The 21071-nt window shown below is 46.9% G+C and carries 14 protein-coding genes; 7 read left to right on the top strand and 7 right to left on the bottom strand.

From position 1 onward, the window contains the following. Positions 1–138 precede the first annotated feature (138 nt). Both rpe and QE390_RS16420 read left to right on the top strand, forming a co-directional pair. Positions 139–789, top strand: a complete 651-nt coding sequence (rpe, locus tag QE390_RS16425; RefSeq protein ID WP_106634884.1) for a ribulose-phosphate 3-epimerase — start codon at positions 139–141, stop codon at positions 787–789. 539 nt (positions 790–1328) lie between these two features. Further along, entirely contained in the window at positions 1329–1760 is a 432-nt protein-coding gene (locus QE390_RS16420; RefSeq protein ID WP_106634886.1) for a DoxX family protein, read from the top strand. Positions 1761–1855: 95 nt separating this feature from the next. On the opposite strand, the gene QE390_RS16415 is transcribed toward QE390_RS16420, so the two are convergent. Both QE390_RS16415 and QE390_RS16410 read right to left on the bottom strand, forming a co-directional pair. Beyond that, on the bottom strand, positions 1856–4279 hold the full coding sequence (locus QE390_RS16415; protein ID WP_307142944.1) for a TonB-dependent receptor: 2424 nt from the start codon (positions 4277–4279) through the stop codon (positions 1856–1858). A 208-nt stretch (positions 4280–4487) separates the two neighbouring features. Beyond that, positions 4488–4874, bottom strand: a complete 387-nt coding sequence (locus QE390_RS16410; protein WP_307142943.1) for a hypothetical protein — start codon at positions 4872–4874, stop codon at positions 4488–4490. Between the two features lie 172 nt (positions 4875–5046). Between QE390_RS16410 and QE390_RS16405 the strand changes: the two genes are divergently transcribed. Continuing rightward, positions 5047–6459, top strand: a complete 1413-nt coding sequence (locus QE390_RS16405) for an MDR family MFS transporter (RefSeq protein ID WP_307142942.1) — start codon at positions 5047–5049, stop codon at positions 6457–6459. On the opposite strand, the gene QE390_RS16400 is transcribed toward QE390_RS16405, so the two are convergent. The 5 genes from QE390_RS16400 to QE390_RS16380 all read right to left on the bottom strand — a co-directional run bounded on the left by QE390_RS16400 (position 6456) and on the right by QE390_RS16380 (position 13660). Continuing rightward, entirely contained in the window at positions 6456–6980 is a 525-nt protein-coding gene (locus QE390_RS16400; protein WP_307142941.1) for a hypothetical protein, read from the bottom strand. The two genes, QE390_RS16405 and QE390_RS16400, sit on opposite strands and share 4 nt — an antisense overlap. 254 nt (positions 6981–7234) lie before the next feature. After that, positions 7235–8698: a cardiolipin synthase gene (gene cls, locus QE390_RS16395; RefSeq protein WP_307142940.1), complete on the bottom strand. Its 1464-nt coding sequence runs from the start codon at positions 8696–8698 to the stop codon at positions 7235–7237. Positions 8699–8700: 2 nt separating this feature from the next. After that, positions 8701–9729, bottom strand: coding sequence for a metal-dependent hydrolase (locus QE390_RS16390; RefSeq protein ID WP_307142939.1), 1029 nt, complete (start codon positions 9727–9729; stop codon positions 8701–8703). 386 nt (positions 9730–10115) lie between these two features. Further along, positions 10116–11915 carry a M14 family metallopeptidase gene (locus QE390_RS16385; RefSeq protein ID WP_106634893.1) on the bottom strand — a complete coding sequence of 600 codons (1800 nt, stop codon included), beginning with the start codon at positions 11913–11915 and terminating at the stop codon, positions 10116–10118. 50 nt (positions 11916–11965) lie between these two features. Further along, a complete protein-coding gene (locus tag QE390_RS16380) occupies positions 11966–13660 on the bottom strand; it encodes a M14 family metallopeptidase (RefSeq protein WP_307142938.1) in 1695 nt (564 codons plus the stop codon). A 306-nt stretch (positions 13661–13966) separates the two neighbouring features. Here QE390_RS16380 and QE390_RS16375 point away from each other — a divergent pair, with 306 nt between their 5' ends. The 4 genes from QE390_RS16375 to QE390_RS16360 all read left to right on the top strand — a co-directional run bounded on the left by QE390_RS16375 (position 13967) and on the right by QE390_RS16360 (position 21014). Then, positions 13967–16024 (top strand): OmpA family protein, encoded by a 2058-nt coding sequence (locus QE390_RS16375; protein ID WP_307142937.1) that lies wholly within the window; start codon positions 13967–13969, stop codon positions 16022–16024. A gap of 217 nt (positions 16025–16241) precedes the next feature. After that, positions 16242–17972 (top strand): glycosyltransferase family 39 protein, encoded by a 1731-nt coding sequence (locus QE390_RS16370; protein WP_307142936.1) that lies wholly within the window; start codon positions 16242–16244, stop codon positions 17970–17972. Between the two features lie 157 nt (positions 17973–18129). Next, a complete protein-coding gene (locus QE390_RS16365; RefSeq protein WP_307142935.1) occupies positions 18130–18945 on the top strand; it encodes a 1-deoxy-D-xylulose-5-phosphate synthase N-terminal domain-containing protein in 816 nt (271 codons plus the stop codon). A gap of 83 nt (positions 18946–19028) precedes the next feature. Continuing rightward, positions 19029–21014: an NAD-dependent epimerase/dehydratase family protein gene (locus QE390_RS16360; RefSeq protein WP_307142934.1), complete on the top strand. Its 1986-nt coding sequence runs from the start codon at positions 19029–19031 to the stop codon at positions 21012–21014. Positions 21015–21071: the final 57 nt, after the last annotated feature.

Genomic DNA, 21071 nt, shown 5'->3' with positions numbered 1-21071 from the left:
TGAATGGTGAAGTAGTGGCCTCACCGAAAATCATTCAGGCGAAAGAAGAAACTTCACATAGATTCCCTCCAAAATCACCCGCCGAGAACTGATTTTTTACAAAGGTACTTTTCTGACGGAAAAATTTACCTTTGTGCTATGAAAACGCCTTTAATTGCTCCTTCAGTCCTTGCCTCTGACTTCGCGAACTTGCAGCGGGAAATCGAAATGCTGAACCGTTCGGAAGCCGACTGGATTCATTTTGATGTAATGGATGGTGTCTTTGTACCGAATATTTCCTTCGGTATTCCCGTCCTCGAAGCCGTTAAGAAGTACGCTCAGAAACCCATTGACGTGCATTTGATGATCACGCAACCCGAGCGTTACATCGAGACCTTCCAGAAAGCGGGAGCCGATGTCATCACGGTTCATTACGAAGCCTGCACGCACTTACACCGAACCATCCAGCAAATTAAAGATACGGGGTGTAAGGCCGGAGTGGCCCTCAATCCTCATACGCCAGTAGAGTTACTGGAAAATGTGCTGGAAGATTTGGATATGGTATTAATCATGTCTGTTAATCCCGGTTTTGGGGGACAAAAATTCATTAACCGCACCTTTCAAAAGCTCAACCAGCTGAGTGAAATGCGGGAGACGCTGAATAAAGACCTGTTAATTGAAGTAGATGGCGGCGTAAATGCCTCCAACGCGAAAAAATTACTGGAACACGGAGTCAATGTATTAGTAGCCGGGAATTTTGTTTTCTCTTCTGAAAACCCAGAGCAGACAATTGCTGAACTGAAGAAATAATTGTCGTATTCCCTCCTGTAACCACCCCAAAGACAACAGCGTTACGTACATCGCTGCCAGCGGAAAAGCTGGCAGCTTTTTTTGACCCAATCTCGGACCAGTTTAAGCAAGCGACAGTAAAAAGTAACTTCCTTCCTCCGATGCATCCTGAGCCGTCGCGGACGAATCTCCTACTCCTCTGCCTATCTTCTTCCCGCTGTCATCCAGAGTAAAACGAAGGACCTTCCCTACTTTGCGAACCTGTTTGGTCGTGTGGTAGCTCTCGCAGTTGTTCGGCTCCTCACCTAACTATAGGCCGCTGGCCAATAGGATGCGAACCAGCGGATACTCATTGAAAACGCTTTCTAAACAAAAATCGCCAGAGCCAAGCGACGGCAGAGAGCCGTTATATTTTCCCATTTTAACCAAGGGCTACGCAGGCAATCGTGTTCCTAGCTGTTACTTACCCTATATCATAAATATCCTATAAAATAATCCATAAAAAACTTTTTATTATCCAATATTATTCTTAACTTTCATCTAATCAAACCAAGAAAGTTATGAGTACGATTGAACGTATAGAACATTGGGGCGATACACATCACCCCGTCTGGCTCGACGCCTTGCGAGTCGCTTTGGGTATCTTTCTTTTTACCCGGGGTATTTCCTTCTTAATGGATACCAATGGCATTGGGCCGCTTTTAACGCAGTCGAATTTCATTTGGTCCATGGCCGGAATTCATTACGTGGCCTTTGCTCATTTGTTCGGAGGTTTATTGATTGCTTTCGGTTGCATTACCCGTATTGCCGTTGCCTTTCAGATTCCAATTCTAGTAGTTGCTGTGTTTTTTGTTAATATTTCCCGGGGTTTCTCTTACATCAATTCGGAGTTGTGGCTGTCAATCCTGACCCTAGCTCTGCTGATTTTATTTTTAATCGTTGGCTCGGGAAGATTTTCCGTCGATCAATGGATGAAGTCTCACGTACATTGATCTTTTTCAGTGCCTTCAACCTTTGTTGAGTATGGTGGTAAAAGAAAACCCGAACGAAAATTCCGTTCGGGTTTTCTTTTGGATAATGATTCAACTTAAAGTTTAACTTCAAAAGGTATTACCAGTTTGAAGCTCAGGTTACGCCCCATATTAAAGACGCCAACCCGACCCGTCCGCTGGTTTACATCCAGGTACTTCAAACGACTCTGGTGCGACTGATACGCTACGTCAAATACGTTATTAGCCGAAAAATAGAAGGAAGCCAGCGTCCGCTTGTTCTTGCTGACCAGATCCGTTCCTAGCCCAATGTTCACTAACTGGTAACCCGGCGTAGCCGTTTCAGTGCCATACGCTTCCAGGAAACGATTCTGCTTCTGCGTTACTTCCAGGTCAACCGTTAGATAAAGATTACGCAGAAAATCCTTATATCGATCTTTGGTTAACTTCACTTGGGAAATCCAGCGGGGAGCGGGCATGAAGGGCAAGTATCGGGCAGCCGTTTCCTGAGCGGATAAATTGTCCCCAAATACGGCTGAATAACTTTGGGTGATGCTAAACCAGCGAGCGGCCTGTGGGTTGAACGTTACCGTTCCCTCTACTCCACGTAAACGGGCATTTCCCTGAGCATAACGATAAATAGGCACATTTCCGTTATACCATGTATCCTGCCCATTAGCTCCCTGCACTCGTTCGGAATACGTATAGTTTTTAATCGAATTCTGGAAAACGCTCAGATCTACGTACCAGTTTTTGTCTTCGTAGGTTAAGCCCAAATCACCCTGATACGCTACTTCAGGCACCGCATCCAGTTTCCCAATTTCATAACGGAAGGTTCCGGCGTGAATGCCGTTCGAGGATAACTCAGGAACGGTGGGTGCCCGGAAACCACGAGAGCCATTAATCCGAACCGCTAGCTTGTCCGTCAGGTTATACACCCCTCCGATACTCGCCGAAACATTCTGGTAATTTTTGTCAAAACCAGCGAAACGTTCGCTACCTGAGCCCTGAGGTGTTACCTGAAAATTACCATCGGGGTCAATGTATAACTTGCCAATATCCAGCAAACGAATGTCATAACGAACACCCCCCGATATTTTCAGCCGCTCATAACTCTTCTTGGCAAACATGAAAACCCCGTTATCGAAGAGATTGTAGTTTGGATACAGCACCTGAAAGCCCTGGTTATCCAGTCGCTGGAACATCCCATTCGTACCCACGTTCACCTCCCAGTTATTCTTGGCGGCAAAGTTGTAACGAACGTCGTAATAATTCGTATAGAGATACAAATCCAGTTGTGACTCCCAGGGACGGGTTACGTCGCCATATTCACTCCGGCGGTTACGGGCTACGCTGAATACTCCTGACAACGACGAACCATTCGAGAAATTCAGCAGGTTATTCCAGGAAACTTTCTCATTAATCAGTCGCTGCGAGTTATACGGAATAAAATCCCGGCTGTTCAATTCCGCATCCGTTACGGGGCGATCTACTACTTCTCCGCTATTGTCCAGACTCGCCGTTGTAAATCGGCCCGATGCGTCACGCGTTCCGTTGATGATGTTATACTTCTGATACGTCCGCAGGAAGTGAATGCGGGAATACCCCCACTTCTTATTTAAACCAAAATAACCATTGAAGTTAATGGGCTCCGTGAAATTGGAGGCAAACACCCGGCCATCGTAGGCATTGCGGTAATTTTTGGTGGACTTAGTGGAAGCCTGAGCCAGCCAGACGAACCCGTTTTTATTACCGGCCAATTGAGCAGAGATCCCGTAGAGATTATTGTTGGTCTGGTAGTTACTCAACACACGACCTACCATTTTGCCCTCTTCCACGGGGCGAGGCGATAACACGGACATCACGCCCCCCAAGCCATCCGAGCCGTACATGAGCGAACCCGCTCCGCGAATGATTTCGTACCGATCAATCGAATACTCATCAATCTGAATGCTGTGCTCTTCGCCCCACTGGTTATCCTCCTGACGAACGCCGTCGTGCATGGTAATCACCCGGTTAAAACCTAACCCGCGAATAATGGGCTTGCTCAAGCCCGCTCCCGTTGATACCTGCGACATCCCCGGCAGCTTAGCCACCGCATCGATCAGGTTGGTAGATGATTGTTGTAACAAACGAAGCTGAGTAATCGCCGCAATCGGAATGGGGCTTTCCTTGATCACCGTTTTTGTAGACGAGCCTGACACAATCACTTCTTCGAGCGACTGTGCCGCATTTTCCATCGTAAAATCTTTCGTGGTGGCTCCGTCAATCGTCACTTTTTCGATAACCGTACGGTGCGAAACATAACTTACCTGAACCGTGAACGTGCCTTTGGGTAAGTTAGAAATCCGATACGCCCCGTTTACATCTGAACTTGCTCCAATGCGGAGATCGGGAATGTAAATGGTGGCTCCGACAACGGTTTCGTTGTCTTCTTTGTGAATAATTTTTCCGGAAAGTGAATTTTGAGCCAGCAAGCTTCCCGAAATCAGGAAGCAGAAAAGTAAAAATAAATTTTTCATGAAGTTTATGCGGGAAAAAATGGACCACACACGAACTTACGCTGAGCAGACGGTACATGAATAAACCACCGCCTACGCAGGCAGAAAGCCCGTTTAGGGTATGAAGAGAAAAAAGAAAGACAGCAGAAATGAGTCGAATAACAAGTACAGACGAGCTCTGCGGAGCTATTCTCCGCAGCCACGAAAACGTACTTCTTTACCCGAAAAATTAACTCAGAGCCGGAGGCCCGCGATGGGAGTAATACAGGAAGGGTCGCCGCAGGCGAATGCCCTGGTAAGCGATTACTAAAATGGAGACTTCAGCTAATACGACTAGCTGAAAATCAATGGATTCAAAATCCATTAACTCCAGAACGGGGTTTGACACCGCATCCAGCAGAAGTAACTCCAGTGAGGTATGGGAGTTAGGCTGAATGGGCCCTTTATTCTGGGATTTGAAGGGGTGAGCGTGAGAGATAATCCGCCCATCCGCCAGCCGGTGCCCGTGCCGAAACACTACCCCATTGACGAACATCACCGTAAACAGCACTAGAAAAGATCTAGCTGCTGGTTGCCGGTATAAGCTCCGCCAGGAAGGTTTGGATGACAGCGTCACGAGGAAGGTTCAAATCGGTTTACTACAAAAATAACAAAGGTTTTGACATTGTTTCATTTCCTGCCCTTTTCGTCCCCTTAAATGGCTTCCAGAAATAACAATTTGCAGACCAAATGACTTATACAGAGGACTTGTTTCGGGGTCTTAGGTAATTGTTAGCTTGTTTTATTTGATGAAAAGTCCCGCTTCCGTACTCATTCCCTTAATGCTTGGCACGCTCATGGCCGGGATCGACAGTAGTATTGTTAACGTATCCTTACCCACCATGAGCCGCGAATTTGGTGTGAAAGTCGATGCCATCGAATGGGTCATTACCATTTATATGCTGGGCTTTTGCATCTTCATGCCGCTGACCAACTGGCTGCGTCTCAGACTTGGCTTTTATAAATTGTATATCGGAAGTCTCAGCGTTTTTATTCTGGGGTCGCTTGGGTGTGCCTTAGCCGGAAATCTGGAACAACTCATTGCCGCCCGTGCCTTGCAGGCTTTTGGCGGCGGAGCTTTGTCTCCTACTGCTATGGCTATTCTGACTACCGTTTTTCCGGCGAACGAACGAGGAAAAGTCATGGGTTGGTGGTCGTTGGGAGGCATAACCGGCCCCGCTATTGGTCCAACCCTGGGAGGAATTTTAACAGAAGCCTTTGGCTGGCCGTCCATCTTTTACATTAACCTGCCCATCGGCTTGCTAGCCATCGGCATCGCCGCCCGATCCCTGAAATTCCTGGATCGTTCGAGTAATAAAAACATCCACTTTGACCGTGTGGGTTTTATCTATTTTACTGCTTTCATCGTCCTTTTTCAGTACGGTATCGCTTTATTATCAAGCAAGGGGCTTGGCTCACTTCAGGTCTTGATTCCTCTCGTCGTTTCCCTGGCGGCCTTTATTATTTTCATCAAACGCAGTTACAAACGCCCCGAAGCCTTATTTGATCTGAGTATTTTTGAACGTCCGCTTTACGTAGTTTGCATTTTCATTACTACGCTCCGATCCATCGCTCTCTTTAGTGGTCTTTTCCTGTTACCTTTTTTATTGCAGGGGTATCTTAAGTTTTCAGAACTGGATTCGGGATTAATGATCCTGCCTAACTCGGCAATGATGGCCATTTTCACGCCACTCGCCGGAAAGCTATCAGATAAATACGGTCCCAGACGTTTTGTGATGGCGGGCCTGGCTCTGGTTGGCATTTCCATGTTCCTATTTTCGCAGATCAACACGCCGAGTGTACCCTTCGTCATAGCCGCCATGACGGTGAGGGGCATTGGATTAGGCTTGCTGGTTTCCCCGCTTACGGCTACTGCCATGAATGCCGTATTACCCAATCAGGTAACCCCGGCCTCTTCGGTATATACGCTGGTTCAGCAGTTAAGCGGCTCTATTGGCATTGCGGTTAGTGCCTTATTACAGCAACTCATCTACCAATACTACGTCGGCCAGCACGCTTCTGACATGCTGGCCGAACATTATGCCATTCAATATGTATTTATGATTTCGGGTGTACTGGTCATGATTGGTGTGCTGGTCGCTCGAAAGTTACCCCGCACAAAAGCCCGCATTCCTGAGCAAACGCCCGATGCCATCGTTTAATAGTTTTGCAACACCTCTTTCAACTCCTGCGTGTCTTTAGCCTGATCTTGCGGTAAAGCCGGAACGTTTACGCCTTCTGAATTCGCCAGCCTGAGAAAGTGGGCCGCCACTTGAGACAAATAAGGCGAATACATTTTCTGGTCGGGTTCGGTCACAATTCGAGCCAGATAGTATTGATTATTAGCCGCAAAAGCCATGTACATCAAGATCTTTTGCTTGCCGTTTTGTTCTACTTTTCCGGTTAAGGTTTCGATTTGGTCGACCGTTTCGGGCGTAAAATTTTGCGTTAAAAACCCATACTGGATCGCATCCTTTCGGGATTCTATCTTCAACCAATCCGTTAAAGACCTGTGTTTCGTCTCCTGAACGGGAAAAAGCGTATATACGAAAAGCCGTTTCGCAGGCAGGTTTTTCGGCCTCATATCGGTGTTCGTGCCATTTTGCGTACTGGTCCATCCTTTCGGTGGCTCTTCATGCCATCCACCTAATGCCAGTAGCAGGCTACAAATGATGTATTTCATAACAAGCTGTGGTTTAAAAATACATATACGTATCGTTTTCCAAAAAGATTGAATTTTCTCAGTTTTTCCGTTGGCAGTTTTCGGTTCTTGGTTGCTTTTTCCATCCAATTGTCCAGGTTTTAATTCATATAAAAATTAAAATTAACGTTACTAAAACGTTTTAATAATCTTTAGTACATACTAATCGATTTACCTATCGCTTTTTCTAAAATTTCAGAAAGAAGGTTTGCTAGCTTAGTTGAATGCGGGTCGCCTTACAATAAAGGCGAGATCATGCGGGTCAGTTTTTCTAGCATTCGTTTCCATTTGGGACGATTAATCCATTGTTGAGGATCGATGCGTTCGGCGTGCTGAAGGTCTTCATAGAAGGCTTTTCGAAGTTTTTCGGAGAAATCTGCATCGTAGATAAAGGCATTTACCTCAAAATTTAACTCAAAACTTCGGTGATCCATATTGGCCGTTCCTACAGCGGAAAGATGCCCATCGGACACAATGGTTTTAGCATGAATGAAACCCTTTTGATACCGATAAATCTCCACGCCTACCCGCAACAGATCATCATAATATGAACTCGCCGCCGTGTTTACAATCCAGGAGTCCGAAATTCCGGGCACGAGCAGTTTAACCTTAATCCCACTCAGGGCCGCTACAATCAGGGCATCCTGTAAACTATCACCGGGAATAAAATAGGGAGTGGTAATGAGAATCTCTTTTCGAGAAAGATTAATCACCTGTAATAGAGCGAATAAAATCGTAGGCTGCACCGAATCAGGCCCGCTGGCCGCAATCTGAACCAGAGCGTCCGCTGGAAAAGCATCGGGTTCGCAGTAATAGTGCCGGCTCGGTTCCAGCGTATCTTGGGCACAAAAATTCCAGTCGCACATGAAAATGTACTGAAGGTAATACGAACCTGGCCCGTCGATGCGGATGTGCGTGTCCCGCCAGTACAAATCGTTATTATTGGGATTTCGATAACGGTCGGAAATGTTGATTCCACCCGTGAAAGAGGTACATCCATCAATGACAATAATCTTGCGGTGATTGCGGTAATTCAGTCGGTTGGCCAAAGCAATGAAAATAACTTCGTAAAAGGGATACGCCTCTACCCCAGCCTTCCGAAGCTCGGGAGCAATGGAACGGCGAATGGATCTGCTGCCAAAATCATCGTAAATAAACCGCACCTGAACGCCTTCTTGAGCTTTTTGAATCAGAATATCCTTGATTTCATTCCCAATGGCGTCGTTTTCGTAGATGTAATATTCAATGTGGATATGATGTTTGGCATTCTTTAATGCCTTGATAATCTCGGGAAACGCCTCTTCACCATTTAGCAATAACTTCACCTGATTTCGAGACGTTAGTGGACTCAGGTTATCATTCAGCAGTAGATACGCTAACTCGCGATTTTGCTGAACGGCCGGAGCGTCGGCCTTCAGGTTATTTTCAGTAATCTGGGTAACCTGCGTATGGAGCTGTTTGAGTAATTGATCGTTGTCAATCAATTTCTTGGAATACAAACTTCGTTTTCGATAATTGATTCCGAAGGACAAATAGATGAAGATTCCGGCAACGGGAAGAAAAACCGTTAACAACAGATAAGCCAGCGTTTTAGTACTGGCTCGGGTATCATAAATGATGCGAACGCATACTAGAAAAACAATAAACCCATAGACGACTTCCCAGATTAATAGCCAGTCGATTTCTTCTAAAAAATGCATGATTACTCTAAAGTTTTAGGAGCCTCAACCTGCTGACCACCGATTCGCTGTATCATTCGTTGAATACTTCCCCGGTTCCAGCCCGAAAAACGCCCCCGCTGCATCACCAAGCGATTATCGTAGTCCGCATTTAAATAGAAGTGGAAAGCAAAGGCTGCGTCAGGATTTTCCCAGCCTAATACCTGTCCGAAGCGAAGTACATTAAACTGCAACGCATGGTCCTGATCGCTGATGGTATAAAAGCCCCGGGCAAAATATTTCAGATCCTGCACTTCTTTTTCTTTTTGAATATTCCTCAATAACTCTTCCCGCTGCGGCACGAAATGAAATGGGGTCCATCCGTGGTCAAAAACCGAGCGATACCCGATCTGGTACCCACCCGGCACTGCCGCTACCGCATACCATAACAAACTATTGAACGGCGTCGGCGTAGTGAAATAATCCGTACTGGTAATGGATTGAGTACGCAAGGATTCTTCAATCGAGTGGTTGATTTTTCGTTTATGAAAAAGGGTAACGGAGAGGTACAAGAAGCAGGAGATCAGCCCCAGACTAACCCAGGTTTTTCGGGCGGAATGCTGGTTTTTCAGATAAAGCAACGCGAGGCAGGAAAGAACCAGCGGTAAGGTAAATAAAGGGTCGATTACGTACAGTAAATTGAAAGTAATCCGCTGATGACTAAAGGGTTCGAAGATGCCCGTGCCGTACGAGTTACAAACGTCCAGGAAATCATGGAGTAACAACTGAATCAGAAAGAATAAATAAAAATGAAGAAAGTTTACCTGCGGGAATTTCTTTCTTAATACCCATGAAAAACCCAAAGGAGCCAAAAAGGCGAGTACCAGGGAATGAGTAATCCCCCGATGTACCAATAGATTTTGGGCGGGCGACAGGAATAGAGCATCCAGTGCGTCGATATCGGGGAGATTCTGAGCAACGGCACCGATGAGTAAAGCTTTCTTGCCGATGCGTTTGGCAAGGAATGCTTCTCCGACGCAGGCCCCGATGGTGATGTGAGTGAGCGTATCCAATTCGAGCAGTTGAAAGGTTTTTGTATTAACTCCTGAACAGGAACGGTGGTTCTACCAAAGAATTTCTTGCGTCTGGTTAAGAGGCTGTTTTTGTTATGCTTACGTTCCCCCCTGGCTGGTGTCTTCACCAGCCATTAACAGTGGTTGGTGAGGACACCAACCACGGCGGATACTCCTGAGTAAGGGGCGATTTTAACACCCCTACGTTCCCACCCTGGCTGATATCTTCTCCAGCCATTAAAGTGGTTGGTGAGGACACCAACCACGGCGGATGATTGTCAATCCGAAAAAGCATAGTAACAAAACAGACGGCAGGAAAACCTGCCGTCTGTCATTTGGGGGCACCATTTCGTTCCCCGGCCAAACGCGATGGCATCGCGTTTGGGCTATTTTTTCTTCTCGAAATTGCCGCTGGCAGTTACTACCCCACCTTTCTGGCTGTTTACTTCGATATTCCAGTTACTGGGATTACCCTTTACAATCCAACGTAGACGTACATAACCCAAACCAGGAATATTCGCTACTTCGAGTTTATCGGGATTTAGTTTCTGCTCTCTGTAACTCTCAAAAGCAGGAGATGGACCACCATAACCCATACCGCCACCGTCGGGGTTACTCATCTGCAAGCCACTCACCACCTGTGCTCCTTTCAGTGTTACGTAGTCCGGCAGGTTGATTTTGTTTTTTACGTCAAAAGATGAGTGCGTAGGGATGACGCGGCTATTGGTAATGGTTGCCGTGATTTGCGTTAATCCGTTACCCAAATCCTGCTTTTCCACTTCCTTCACCTCAATTTTTGGCATCTGGTTCGCGTGGAAAATCGTGAAAGCCGCATTCCGGTGGCCGTCGGTTTCCAGAATAAAACCGGGGTGATTTCGGATGTAGTTTTTCTTGAATCCACCAATTTCGATATCACCGTATTGCGGATGTTTGAAAGGTTTCCATTCGACAAACGCATCCCCGTGCAGTAACAGACGATCAAAATCATAAGGCTCGGTATTGGGAGCATTTCTGAGTTCGTTCGACTCTCCTTTTTTGTTGAAATACAGGTAAGACGTCCACAGCTCGTTTGAGAACATAAAAATGCCCCGACCCAAAGCAAACCAATCGATTTCGCCGCCGTAAACCGTATAAAGGATTTTGTGAATCGCTCCGTATTTATAGGACGGAATCATTTTTTCGCCCGTTTGTCCGAGGTAATCGTATACCTGCACGTCCTCGCGGTCGTAATGAATATCGTCCTCCGCCGCACCGGGGCCGCGTAAGAACATCCCGCTGAAATTGTGATAACTCTGGGCACCCGCAATATTGGGATGTTTCATGACCCATTCCATAATGGCCCGAGGTTCGGGAAGACTGAAAGGGTATTTGTACGCTCCACCCTGAATATAATCGGGCTGCCAGTTCCAGGCCCAGTCACGGTTCGGGTCATAACTTCCCGGACGATCTTCGTTGATCTGACCATCGCCGTCATTATCCAGCCCTTCGTAACCCAGCATTTCGTATTCTCCCTGCTCGCCGGGTTTCACGGGAATCAGCATCCGGGGGTCTTCAGGATTCGTTTTCAGGCGACCATAAGGCGACTTCCGACGCATCATCGTGATTTCACCATCTCCGTCCAGATCGTCGAAGTTATCTTCATCTACCAAACCATCGCCGTCGTCATCAATGGGTAACATGCCCGAGCGTGGCGTGTTGGCGGTATTGGCATTGTAAATAAAGTCCTCGCGGGCATCGGGGTTAATCGTTGGAGCGAAGTAAAAGGCTTTGTCCCGCAAAAGTTCTTTAATAAAAGCATTGGAAGCATGGTTTTCCGTTAGATACCAGGCGGCATACAAAGCCATTTCCGAACCCTGCAACTCGTTGGAGTGAATGTTCCCATCCGTCCAGAAAGCCGGTTTTTGCGTATCAGGCTTCCCTGATTTCATATCCGTAATGGTAAGCACGTACAGGTCCCGGCCCTGCTGGGACTTACCGATGGTTTCGAGCTTAGCCAGGTTAGGGTAAGCTTTCACGATTCGCTGCATAATGTCCAGCAAACCTTTGTAGTCGTAATAGCGGTTCCAGGAAACCTGTACCTTCGGGTTGGGTGGGGTGCCAATGGCCCGAATCCCCACCGGGTCTTTCTGCTGGGCCATTACTGAAGCTCCAGAGAGCAGTAAGGCCAGCGTTACTAATTTTTTCATGCGATGAATATGTTGAGCGTCATCAGTTCAGGCTGAAGACGACAGAGTCATTATTTCAGGGTAACATTCACTTTCGCCGAACCCGTAGGGCCCGCAGATGCCTCAATTTCGAAGGTACCAGTACCGGAAACCAGCCAGGTCATTTGCTCAACACCATTACCGGCAATAGCGGTACGAACCAATTGATGCGTACGACCCGAAATGATTTTCTGGTTTTTAGACGGAGTTGCAATTACCTTCAAACGGTCTTCGTATTTCACGCGATTACCGATCTCTGAATGCGTAGGTAATAACCCTTTATTATGCACATCAACCGTGATTCGGTTCAGACCTCCTGACAGATTTTCCGTTTTCACATGCACGATTTCAATCTCAGGCATGGCCTTGGCGAAGGCTAGCAGGAAGCTGGCGTGTTTGTCGGCGGCTGGTGTCAATAAGGCTACCGGAGGATTCCATTTCACAAAAGGCATCATGCCTCCTACTTCTACTTTCTGGTTGGGGAAATCGGGGTGTTTGATTTCTGTCCACTCCACAAAAGCCGGAATGTTATTCGTGGCCGCCCATTTCAGCACATTTACCTCGTCTTCTGAACCTCCCCCTACGGATGTCATGCCACGACCGGGCATTGCACCGGGACGCGGAGCAGGCGTTGCTCCTGCGGGGCGAGCCGCCGCTTTTGTGGTGTCTTTAGGCATCCACCAACCGGGCGTCGAGAAACTGAATTTACCGAAATGGCAATAAGCCCAGGTGGATACGTCACCTTTGCTGGGAGAAAGTGTCGGAGCATCGGTCAGGCCTGCTCCTGTGTATAATTTGCTGACATACTCATTAATCGCCACGTCTTTGGCTTGCCAACCTTTAATAATCCGCTGATTGGCTTTCATCGCATCAAACTTGTTCGGTTCAGTCAGGTTATTCGACATTCCGAACGTAATAATCGCGTAGACGTTTTTATTCTCATAAAGCCAGTCTACTAAGGCCCGATTTTCGTTTTCAGAAATGGGGTAATCACCCGCTCCGGGCTTGAAGGGTTCGTATTCGAAGGTAAAGTTTTTGTTCAGTTGAATCCCGCCTTCGCCGTCTTCGTTGAATTCCCCATCCTTGTCATTATCAATACCTTCCGTGTACACCAGGTAACGTCCGAGTTCACCTTTCGAGGGGTCCGCTTTCACCAGAACGCGACTGTCGCCTTTTGCCACCCGGTAGTTACCTTCGGGATCTTCGATGCGAATCTGGGTAATGAGGCCATCGCCGTTAAGATCGTCCGGGCCGTCTTCGTTTATCCGGCCATCCCGATCGTCATCTGTTGTTCGGGCATTACCGCTGCGTTCGTATTTTAATTTAGCGAAAAACTGAGACGCTGCGTCTGGGTTTAGACTAGGAATGAAGTAGAACGTCTTGCTGGCTAACAGCTTCGATACACTATCCGTTGAAGCCTGGGCTAATAATTTTTCGGCGGTTTGCAGGCTTAGTTCCGTTCCGGCCAGATGCCAGCCTTCTACGTTAGCAATGATTACCACTGCGGGTTTTTTCTTTGCATCGCCCTGCCCGACACTCAGAACCCAAAGGTCTTTTCCGGTAGACGTTTTACCAATCGACTGAAGGCTGGTTAGATTTTTATGCTGGGCATTGATTTGCTGGAGACGTTTGGTCAAAGCGGCCTGATCGGGATAGACCGACTGAGCCCACAAGCGTCCACCCAGCAAGAGAGCAAGCCCAAGCGTGCTGATGAAGCGTTTTCTCATAGGGGATAGTTGATTTTTTGAAGTATTTTCCGGCTGATACTCAAACGTTAAATTCTGCAAAAGAGGAATCAAGCAGAAAAAAATAAAAGTAGTTTGGTCCGTTACTTACAAAAATAGAAGTTTAGGCTCCAGTTAACTTTAGTTTTGTTTTAAATTTCGACTAAAAAACTAATTCATGAGATAAGAAGCTTTTACTTATCTTGGACTAGTAAATCACAAAGGATGATCGGACGGCTTTCCGTTTCTTTAATTCAGTAACAGGCAAGTTACTTTCCTGCTTGCCTCCTAGTATCTTTATTATTATTTATGAAAAGAGCCATTGGCCTGATCTTTATTTATGTTCTTGGAAGTGTAGCAGGGGCTTTTGCTCAACGCATTCATTGGGCCACCAAAGTAGTGCAGGTTTCCTCGGAAACGAAGACCGAAGACTTTTCCTACGCGGCTAAACAAGCTTTGGGAAAACCCAACTCCGGGCCGGGCATGGGCGATAGCCAAGCCGCCTGGCAACCCGCCCAGCCGGATTCTGGCGAAGAATTTCTGAAAGTATCTTTTGACACCTTAATGCCCGTCCGTCAGATTACCATCGTTGAGAATTACGGGGCCGGGTGCATTAATCAGGTTTGGCTGAGCGATCCGAAAGGAGACGAAAAACTGGTGTATTCTAACTCCGCCGCTTTTCCATCCCATCAGGGTAAAGTCTGGTCTATTCCGTTAGAATCGCTTACCCGTTATCCGGTGGCAGCTCTAACCGTTGTGCTTAACACAACCAGACGTCCGGGGTACACGCAAATCGACGCGATTGGCATTTCACAGGACACCGTCCCGTTTAAACCGACGATCCATCTTTCTAAAAAGTATACGGATCAGAAAATTAGTAAGGAGAATCTGGGAGAATCCATTAATTCAAAAGTGAATGAATTAACACCGCTGATTGCCTCAGATGGTAAAACCCTCTACTTTACCCGATGGAATCATCCAGAAAACCTGGGGAAACCCGTAAAAGAAGGAGATGATGAGATCGAAAGAAAAAAGCAGGACATCTGGGTTTCGCATCAGATTAACGGAGTCTGGCAGAAAGCTCAGAATATGGGACCTCCTTTGAATAATGAGGATCATAACTGCCTTTTTGCCATTTCGACGGACTTGCGTACCGCTTACTTAGTGAATGAATACGATAAGTCAGGAAAAATGTCTCTCGGCATCTCCTCTTCTCGTAAAACACCAACGGGCTGGACGTTTCCCACTCCCATGAAAATCGAGAATTTTGATATTCTTCGTCAGCACGGTCGTTACTCTACTGAATATGCTCTTTCGGCGGATGAACGTATCTTATTGATGAGCGTATACCGGGCCGACTCTTTCGGAGGTCGGGATTTGTACGTTTCTTTTCTGAAAGCTCCCAATCTTTGGTCTACCCCCAAAAATCTAGGAAAAATCATTAATACCCCCGAAGAAGATGGCTCCCCATTTTTAGCAGCGGATGGCAAAACCCTCTATTTTTCCAGTAAGGGACATCCGGGTTACGGTGAGCACGACATTTTTGTGACCCGCCGCCTGGATAATACCTGGCAGAACTGGTCAGAGCCAGAAAACCTGGGACCGATGATCAACACACCCAGTGATGATGTTTTTTTCTCTATCCCTGCTTCGGGAGATTATGCCTATTTATCTTCTACCGAGAATTCTTACGGAAAGGAAGATATCTTCCGCATTCGCACCACGGAAGCCATCAAACCCGAACCGGTGGTGATCGTTTCGGGAAGTGTGCTCCATTCGGTTACCAGAAAACCAGTAAACGCCAAAATTTTTGCTCAGGTCCTACAGGGCGAGAAAGACAGTATTCAAACGGAATATAACCCGGCCACGGGCGAGTATAAATTCATTCTGCCCAGCAAAAAGCTTTATGGGCTAAACGCCGCCAAAGAAGGGTTTTATCCCATTGCCGAAGAACTGGATTTGAGAGAGGAAAAACGGTATCGGGAACTTCGTAAAAACCTGTTACTGATCCCCATCGAAGCAGGAGCAAAAATTACGATGAATACCGTCTATTTCGAACAAAGCCAGCCCGAGGTTGACTCTTCTTCTTTTGCCGAGTTACGTCGCCTGGTTCAAATCATGAAGGAACATCCTACGATGACGATTCTCATGGAAGGGCACACTGACAATCAGGGAGATTTCGATGCCAATCTGGTTTTATCTCAGCAACGGGTCGATCATGTCAAAAGTTATCTGGTCTTCAAAGGCATCTCAGCGAATCGAATTGTCTGCAAAGGATATGGTTCCAGCCGACCGCTGGTTAGTAATTACAGTGAAGAAAACCGGCGAAAAAATCGGCGGGTTGAGTTTACGATATTAACCAAGTAACCTACCCTTTTAAGCATCAGGGTTACCGCGTGAGTATGGGAATTACGTTCAGGTTGTGGATCGTTTTCACATCCTATATTTATGCTATACCCATCCATAGGAAGCTTCTATTACCCGTGCACCGTTTCCATGATACATTCCCGTTAAGATTTGCATCCCCCAGCCTTTTTGACCATTTTCGCGACTCAATCAGCCTTCTTTGGTCCGAATTAGTGCCATGTCACGAAACCAACTTATCCTTTTCCTGTCTGGAATTCTGCTCCTGGCCTTTGGGCTTCGGGTGTATACACTAGGAGATTATAGTTTATTTTTTGATGAAAAATCGACCTTGCTCGTTTCGCAGGGCGTTCCGCTGGAAGGAGCCAATCAGCCCGAACTTCATCAGAAATATTTCACGCCCCAGGATTTCTGGCGACCCAAACACATGGCTGATTATTACGAAGCCATCAACCGCAGTGACATTGGCAACTCCCCGGCTTATTACGTCTTGTTCCACGCCTGGGTAGCCCTGTTTGGGATGAGTGATTTCAGCGTTCGTTTTCTGTCGGTCATCTTTAGCGTTTTGATCGTTGCTCTGGGTTTTAGATTTACGCAAAAACACCTCAAAAGTGATAAGCTGGCTCTGAGTGTGGCCCTGGTACTGGCCATTGAACCCTTTTTCATCGCCTACAGTCATCAGGCCCGTAACTACTCGATGACCTTTTTCTTTACCTTATTACTGACCGACGTCTTTCTCGATATTGTTCGTTCCCCGAATCCGGTTCACTGGACGAAGTTCCTCTGGTATGGCGTACTGGCGTGGCTCGTCTGGTTCTGTCATTTACTGGCCATTATTGTCATCGCTATTCACGGCTTATACGTGCTGTTATACGTTCGGAATCTTCGCACCTGGATCGGGCTGGGCTTATCCCTGTTATTACCCATTGCAGGCATGGTCTGGTGGATGTCGCCCGGAAAAGGCGGAGAATACACCTTGCACACGCTGAAATACCAGGGCGAACTGTATAATAAAGTAGCCCATACGCAATCACCGGAAATGCTCGCTACTCCTAAAAATGTTTGGAGTAAACTGGCTCCCGTGCTGACCGATCAGTTCTGGATTACCAATGGGCTGGCCAGCCGTTTAACGGGAAAAACCAATTTTATCATCTGGGGCATTACCACGCTGCTTTCACTCTTTGCACTCTGGCAATATCAAAGGTTTCAGCGGTTCAAATGGTCGATTCTGGCTATTATCGCCACCCTCGCTTCATTATTTTTATACAAAACTCAGCCCTGGGGATTTCTGGCTCTACAAAGTGGCTTTATCCTGTTAGGGGTTCTGATCTATTACGGTACTCGGAGAAAGGCGGCTTCCGAGCGTTCGTTACTTGTACTTTTCGCCTTATTAACCTTCGTCCCTACGGCTTTTCTGGTGGTCATGACTCTGAAAAACGGGCATACGTTTGGCATTACCCAACGATACGGCGGCTTTTCATTCCCTTATGCTATCATTCTGATTGCCATAGCCCTACGGGAAAGCTCAAAGCTTGCCTTGTGGGCGAAGGTCATTATCGTAGTGGCCTGCGTGACTCAGTTCGGGGCAATTGCTAAAATGCTGAGAGAAATTTACCAGGATCGTTCTCCCAAGTACACCTATCGGTCGGAAGCCCGGATTCCTAATCCTTATATCAAGTCCGCCGAACTGCTGAAGAAACTATACATGCCCGGCGATACCATTCTTTATCCGAGCGGGGTAAAGGATGTTTTTGGAGCGGCTGATGAATACACTTATGGCATCAAAGTATCCGTTGTGGATGCTCAGCTTATCAATGTCTATCTCCCCAAAGACGCAACCTATTGGCAGCGAATCGACCCCGCCGAGCCAGATAAATTGTATCTTTGGCAAAAGTCAACCGGAAAAAAACGGCTGATTTTTGATTTCGAAGGAGCCAAGTATCGCTATTAATAGTGCAGTAGCCTCCTTTGAAGTGACCACGTCAGAATTAATTTCATCGACAAATAACTGGATTCTCCGAACATTCAGCCTTTAAAAAGGTTTGAATCTACGAATCCTACCATTGCGATTACCAGTAACCAATTTCAACTGCCAGCCTTATTTTTCCATGTTGGAAACTGAATTAAAACAATTAGCCGGAGAGTTGCGACTTAAAACGCTGGGGCTCTACAAAATGGCCAATGCTGGTCATATTGGTTGCTCCATGAGTTGCCTCGACCTGATGATCGGAACATTAGTGAAGCAAAAACGCGAGTCCGAAACCTTCATTCTTTCGAAGGGTCACGCGGCAGCGGCACTGTATATCTGCCTGAACTACCTCGGCGAAATCTCTGACGATACTTTACAAACGTTTTATAAGAACCATACTACGCTTCCCGCTCACCCGGCTCCCAACAAACACGCCGGCATTCCTTTTGCGACGGGTTCGTTAGGGCATGGTCTGCCCATTGCCACCGGTATTGCCAAAGCCAATCAATTACTGGATGCTGATTTACTGACCTTTGTGTTAATGTCTGACGGAGAAACCAACGAAGGCACTACCTGGGAAGCTCTGCATTTTGCGGTGAATAATCAACTGGATCAGCTCATTGTGTTGATTGACCGGAACCGTTTGCAGGGATTCGGACAGACGCAGGACATTCTGGGTGATTCAGCCGATCCCCGAAAATACGAGGCCATTGGAGCTGAAGTACACGAAATCGATGGTCACGATATTCCAGCGATTATCCAAACCGTTGAACATCTTCGCTCACAGCGGAATGGCAAACCCAAAGTCATTGTGGCCAATACGGTAAAAGGCAAAGGCATTTCTTACATGGAAAATCGCATGGAATGGCACTACCTGCCCATGTCTGCCGACCTCTACGAGCAAGCCCAAAAAGACGTTACCGAGACTTATCAACTATCTGTAGAACATGTTTAAAGTTTTGGGTTTCGAGTTTGGAGTTTGGAGTTTATGCGAAATAACTCAAAACCCCAAACCCAAAACTCTAAACTCCTGCCCTGATGACCGAATCATTACGTGACGATATATTGCAGCTGCGTGGACCCATTTTTGTATTTGGTGCCAGTGGGTTTATTGGAGCTGCATTGTTTGAAAAACTCTTTGCCATCCGCAAAGATGTATATACCCTTACTCATGATGCCCGCAAGGCCTGGCGTTTGAAGTTACTGGACGTTCCAGCCGAAAATGTCATCCACTGCGACATCGTTTCTCCGACTTCCGTTAAAGGTGTTTTTGACGAGTTAAAGCCCAAAACGGTCTTTAATCTCGCAGCGTATGGGGCTTATTCCAAGCAACAGAACATTACGCTGACCTATGAAACGAACGTAATCGGAACGGTTAATATTCTGGAAAACTGTACGTCCGAAACGGTATACATCCACGCCGGAAGTAGCTCGGAATATGGCTTTAACTGCACAGCCCCCTCCGAAACGGATCCCGTGGAGCCGAATAGCCACTATGCGGTTTCAAAAGTTTCTTCGGCCTACCTCGTTCAGTTTTATCATCAGGTTCAGCAGAAAAAAGCGGTTAACCTTCGTCTGTATTCCATTTACGGAGATTGGGAAGAACCCGACCGCCTCATTCCAAGACTGATCGAAAACGTTCGGAAAGGACAACTTCCTCCGCTGGTCTCGCCTGAAATTTCCCGGGATTTTGTGTACGTAGACGACTGCATTTCTGCCTTCGTGAAAGCCGCTCTGGCAGATTACAGCGTGATCGGAGGAAAGTCCTATAACATTGCTTCTGGCGTTAAAACCACCATTGCTGATTTGGTCAGAACCGTTCAGCAACAATTTGGAATTAAGCAGGAAGCCGTCTACGGAACCATGCAAAACCGGAAGTGGGATCTGGCCGAATGGTACGGTGATCCGACTGCCGCCCGTCGGGACTTGAACTGGGGGACTAAATTTTCATTGGCCGAAGGGCTGCAACGCACCTACGACTGGCAGCAGAAGCATCAGTATGAAGAGCGGATTGTTCCGGCCTTCGAAAATCCATACTTAAACCCGGTTATCTCGGCTATTATTGCCTGTTACAAAGACGCTCAGGCCATGCCTTACATGTACGAGCGACTCGTAAAGACGTTCAATTCCATGAAGGTTCGTTACGAAATCATCTTTGTAAATGACCGCTCCCCCGATGATACCGAAGCCGTTCTGGAACAGCTCTGTGCGAAAGATCCGAACGTCATTGGGATCACCCACTCCCGCAATTTTGGAAGTCAATCGGCCTTTCTCAGTGGGATGGAAATTTCTACGGGCGACGCCGTGGTATTAATGGATGGGGACTTACAGGATCCCCCAGAAATCATTCCTGACTTTTACGAAAAATGGCAGGAAGGGTTTGAAGTAGTGTATGGCACGCGAGTACAGCGGGAGATGAAGCCGCACATGCACATTTTCTACAAAGGCTTCTATCGTATTTTCCAGAACCTGAGTTACATCCCCATTCCCCGCGACGCCGGTGATTTCTCCATGATTGACCGGAAAGTGGTGAAAGAACTGGTAGCCCTACCCGAAACCGAACAATTCCTTCGGGGCTTACGAGCCTGGGTCGGCTTTAAGCAAACGGGAGTACCCTACGTTCGTCCCGAGCGGATGTTTGGTGTTTCTACTAACAACTGGCGAAAAAACATTGCCTGGGCCCGCAAAGCAATTTTCTCATTCAGCTTTGTTCCTTTGGAGTTGATGAGTTACGCTGGTTTCATCCTGACGGGTCTGTCCGTTCTTGGCATTTTCTACCAGATTCTGGCCAAATACGTCATCGACCCAGATACGCCGCAGGGCATAACGACAGTTATTATTCTGATTACTTTGTTTGGCGGATTGACCCTGCTGGGCCTTTCCTTCCTCGGCGAATACATCAGTAAGATTTTCGAAGAGACGAAGAAACGTCCCAAGTTTATCCGCACCATGGTCAGAAAAGGCGGCAAAAAATACCAGACCTCCGAAGAGATCAAAACGCTGGTTACTCAGCAGAAAAAATAAGAGAGTTGCGAGTTTTGAGTTTGGTGTTTAGAGTTATAACTACAGCAATAACTCTAA

Origin of the sequence: Siphonobacter sp. SORGH_AS_1065 (assembly GCF_030818595.1) — a bacterium.
GTDB lineage: Bacteria > Bacteroidota > Bacteroidia > Cytophagales > Spirosomataceae > Siphonobacter.
This window is presented reverse-complemented; position numbering and strand designations above follow the sequence as displayed.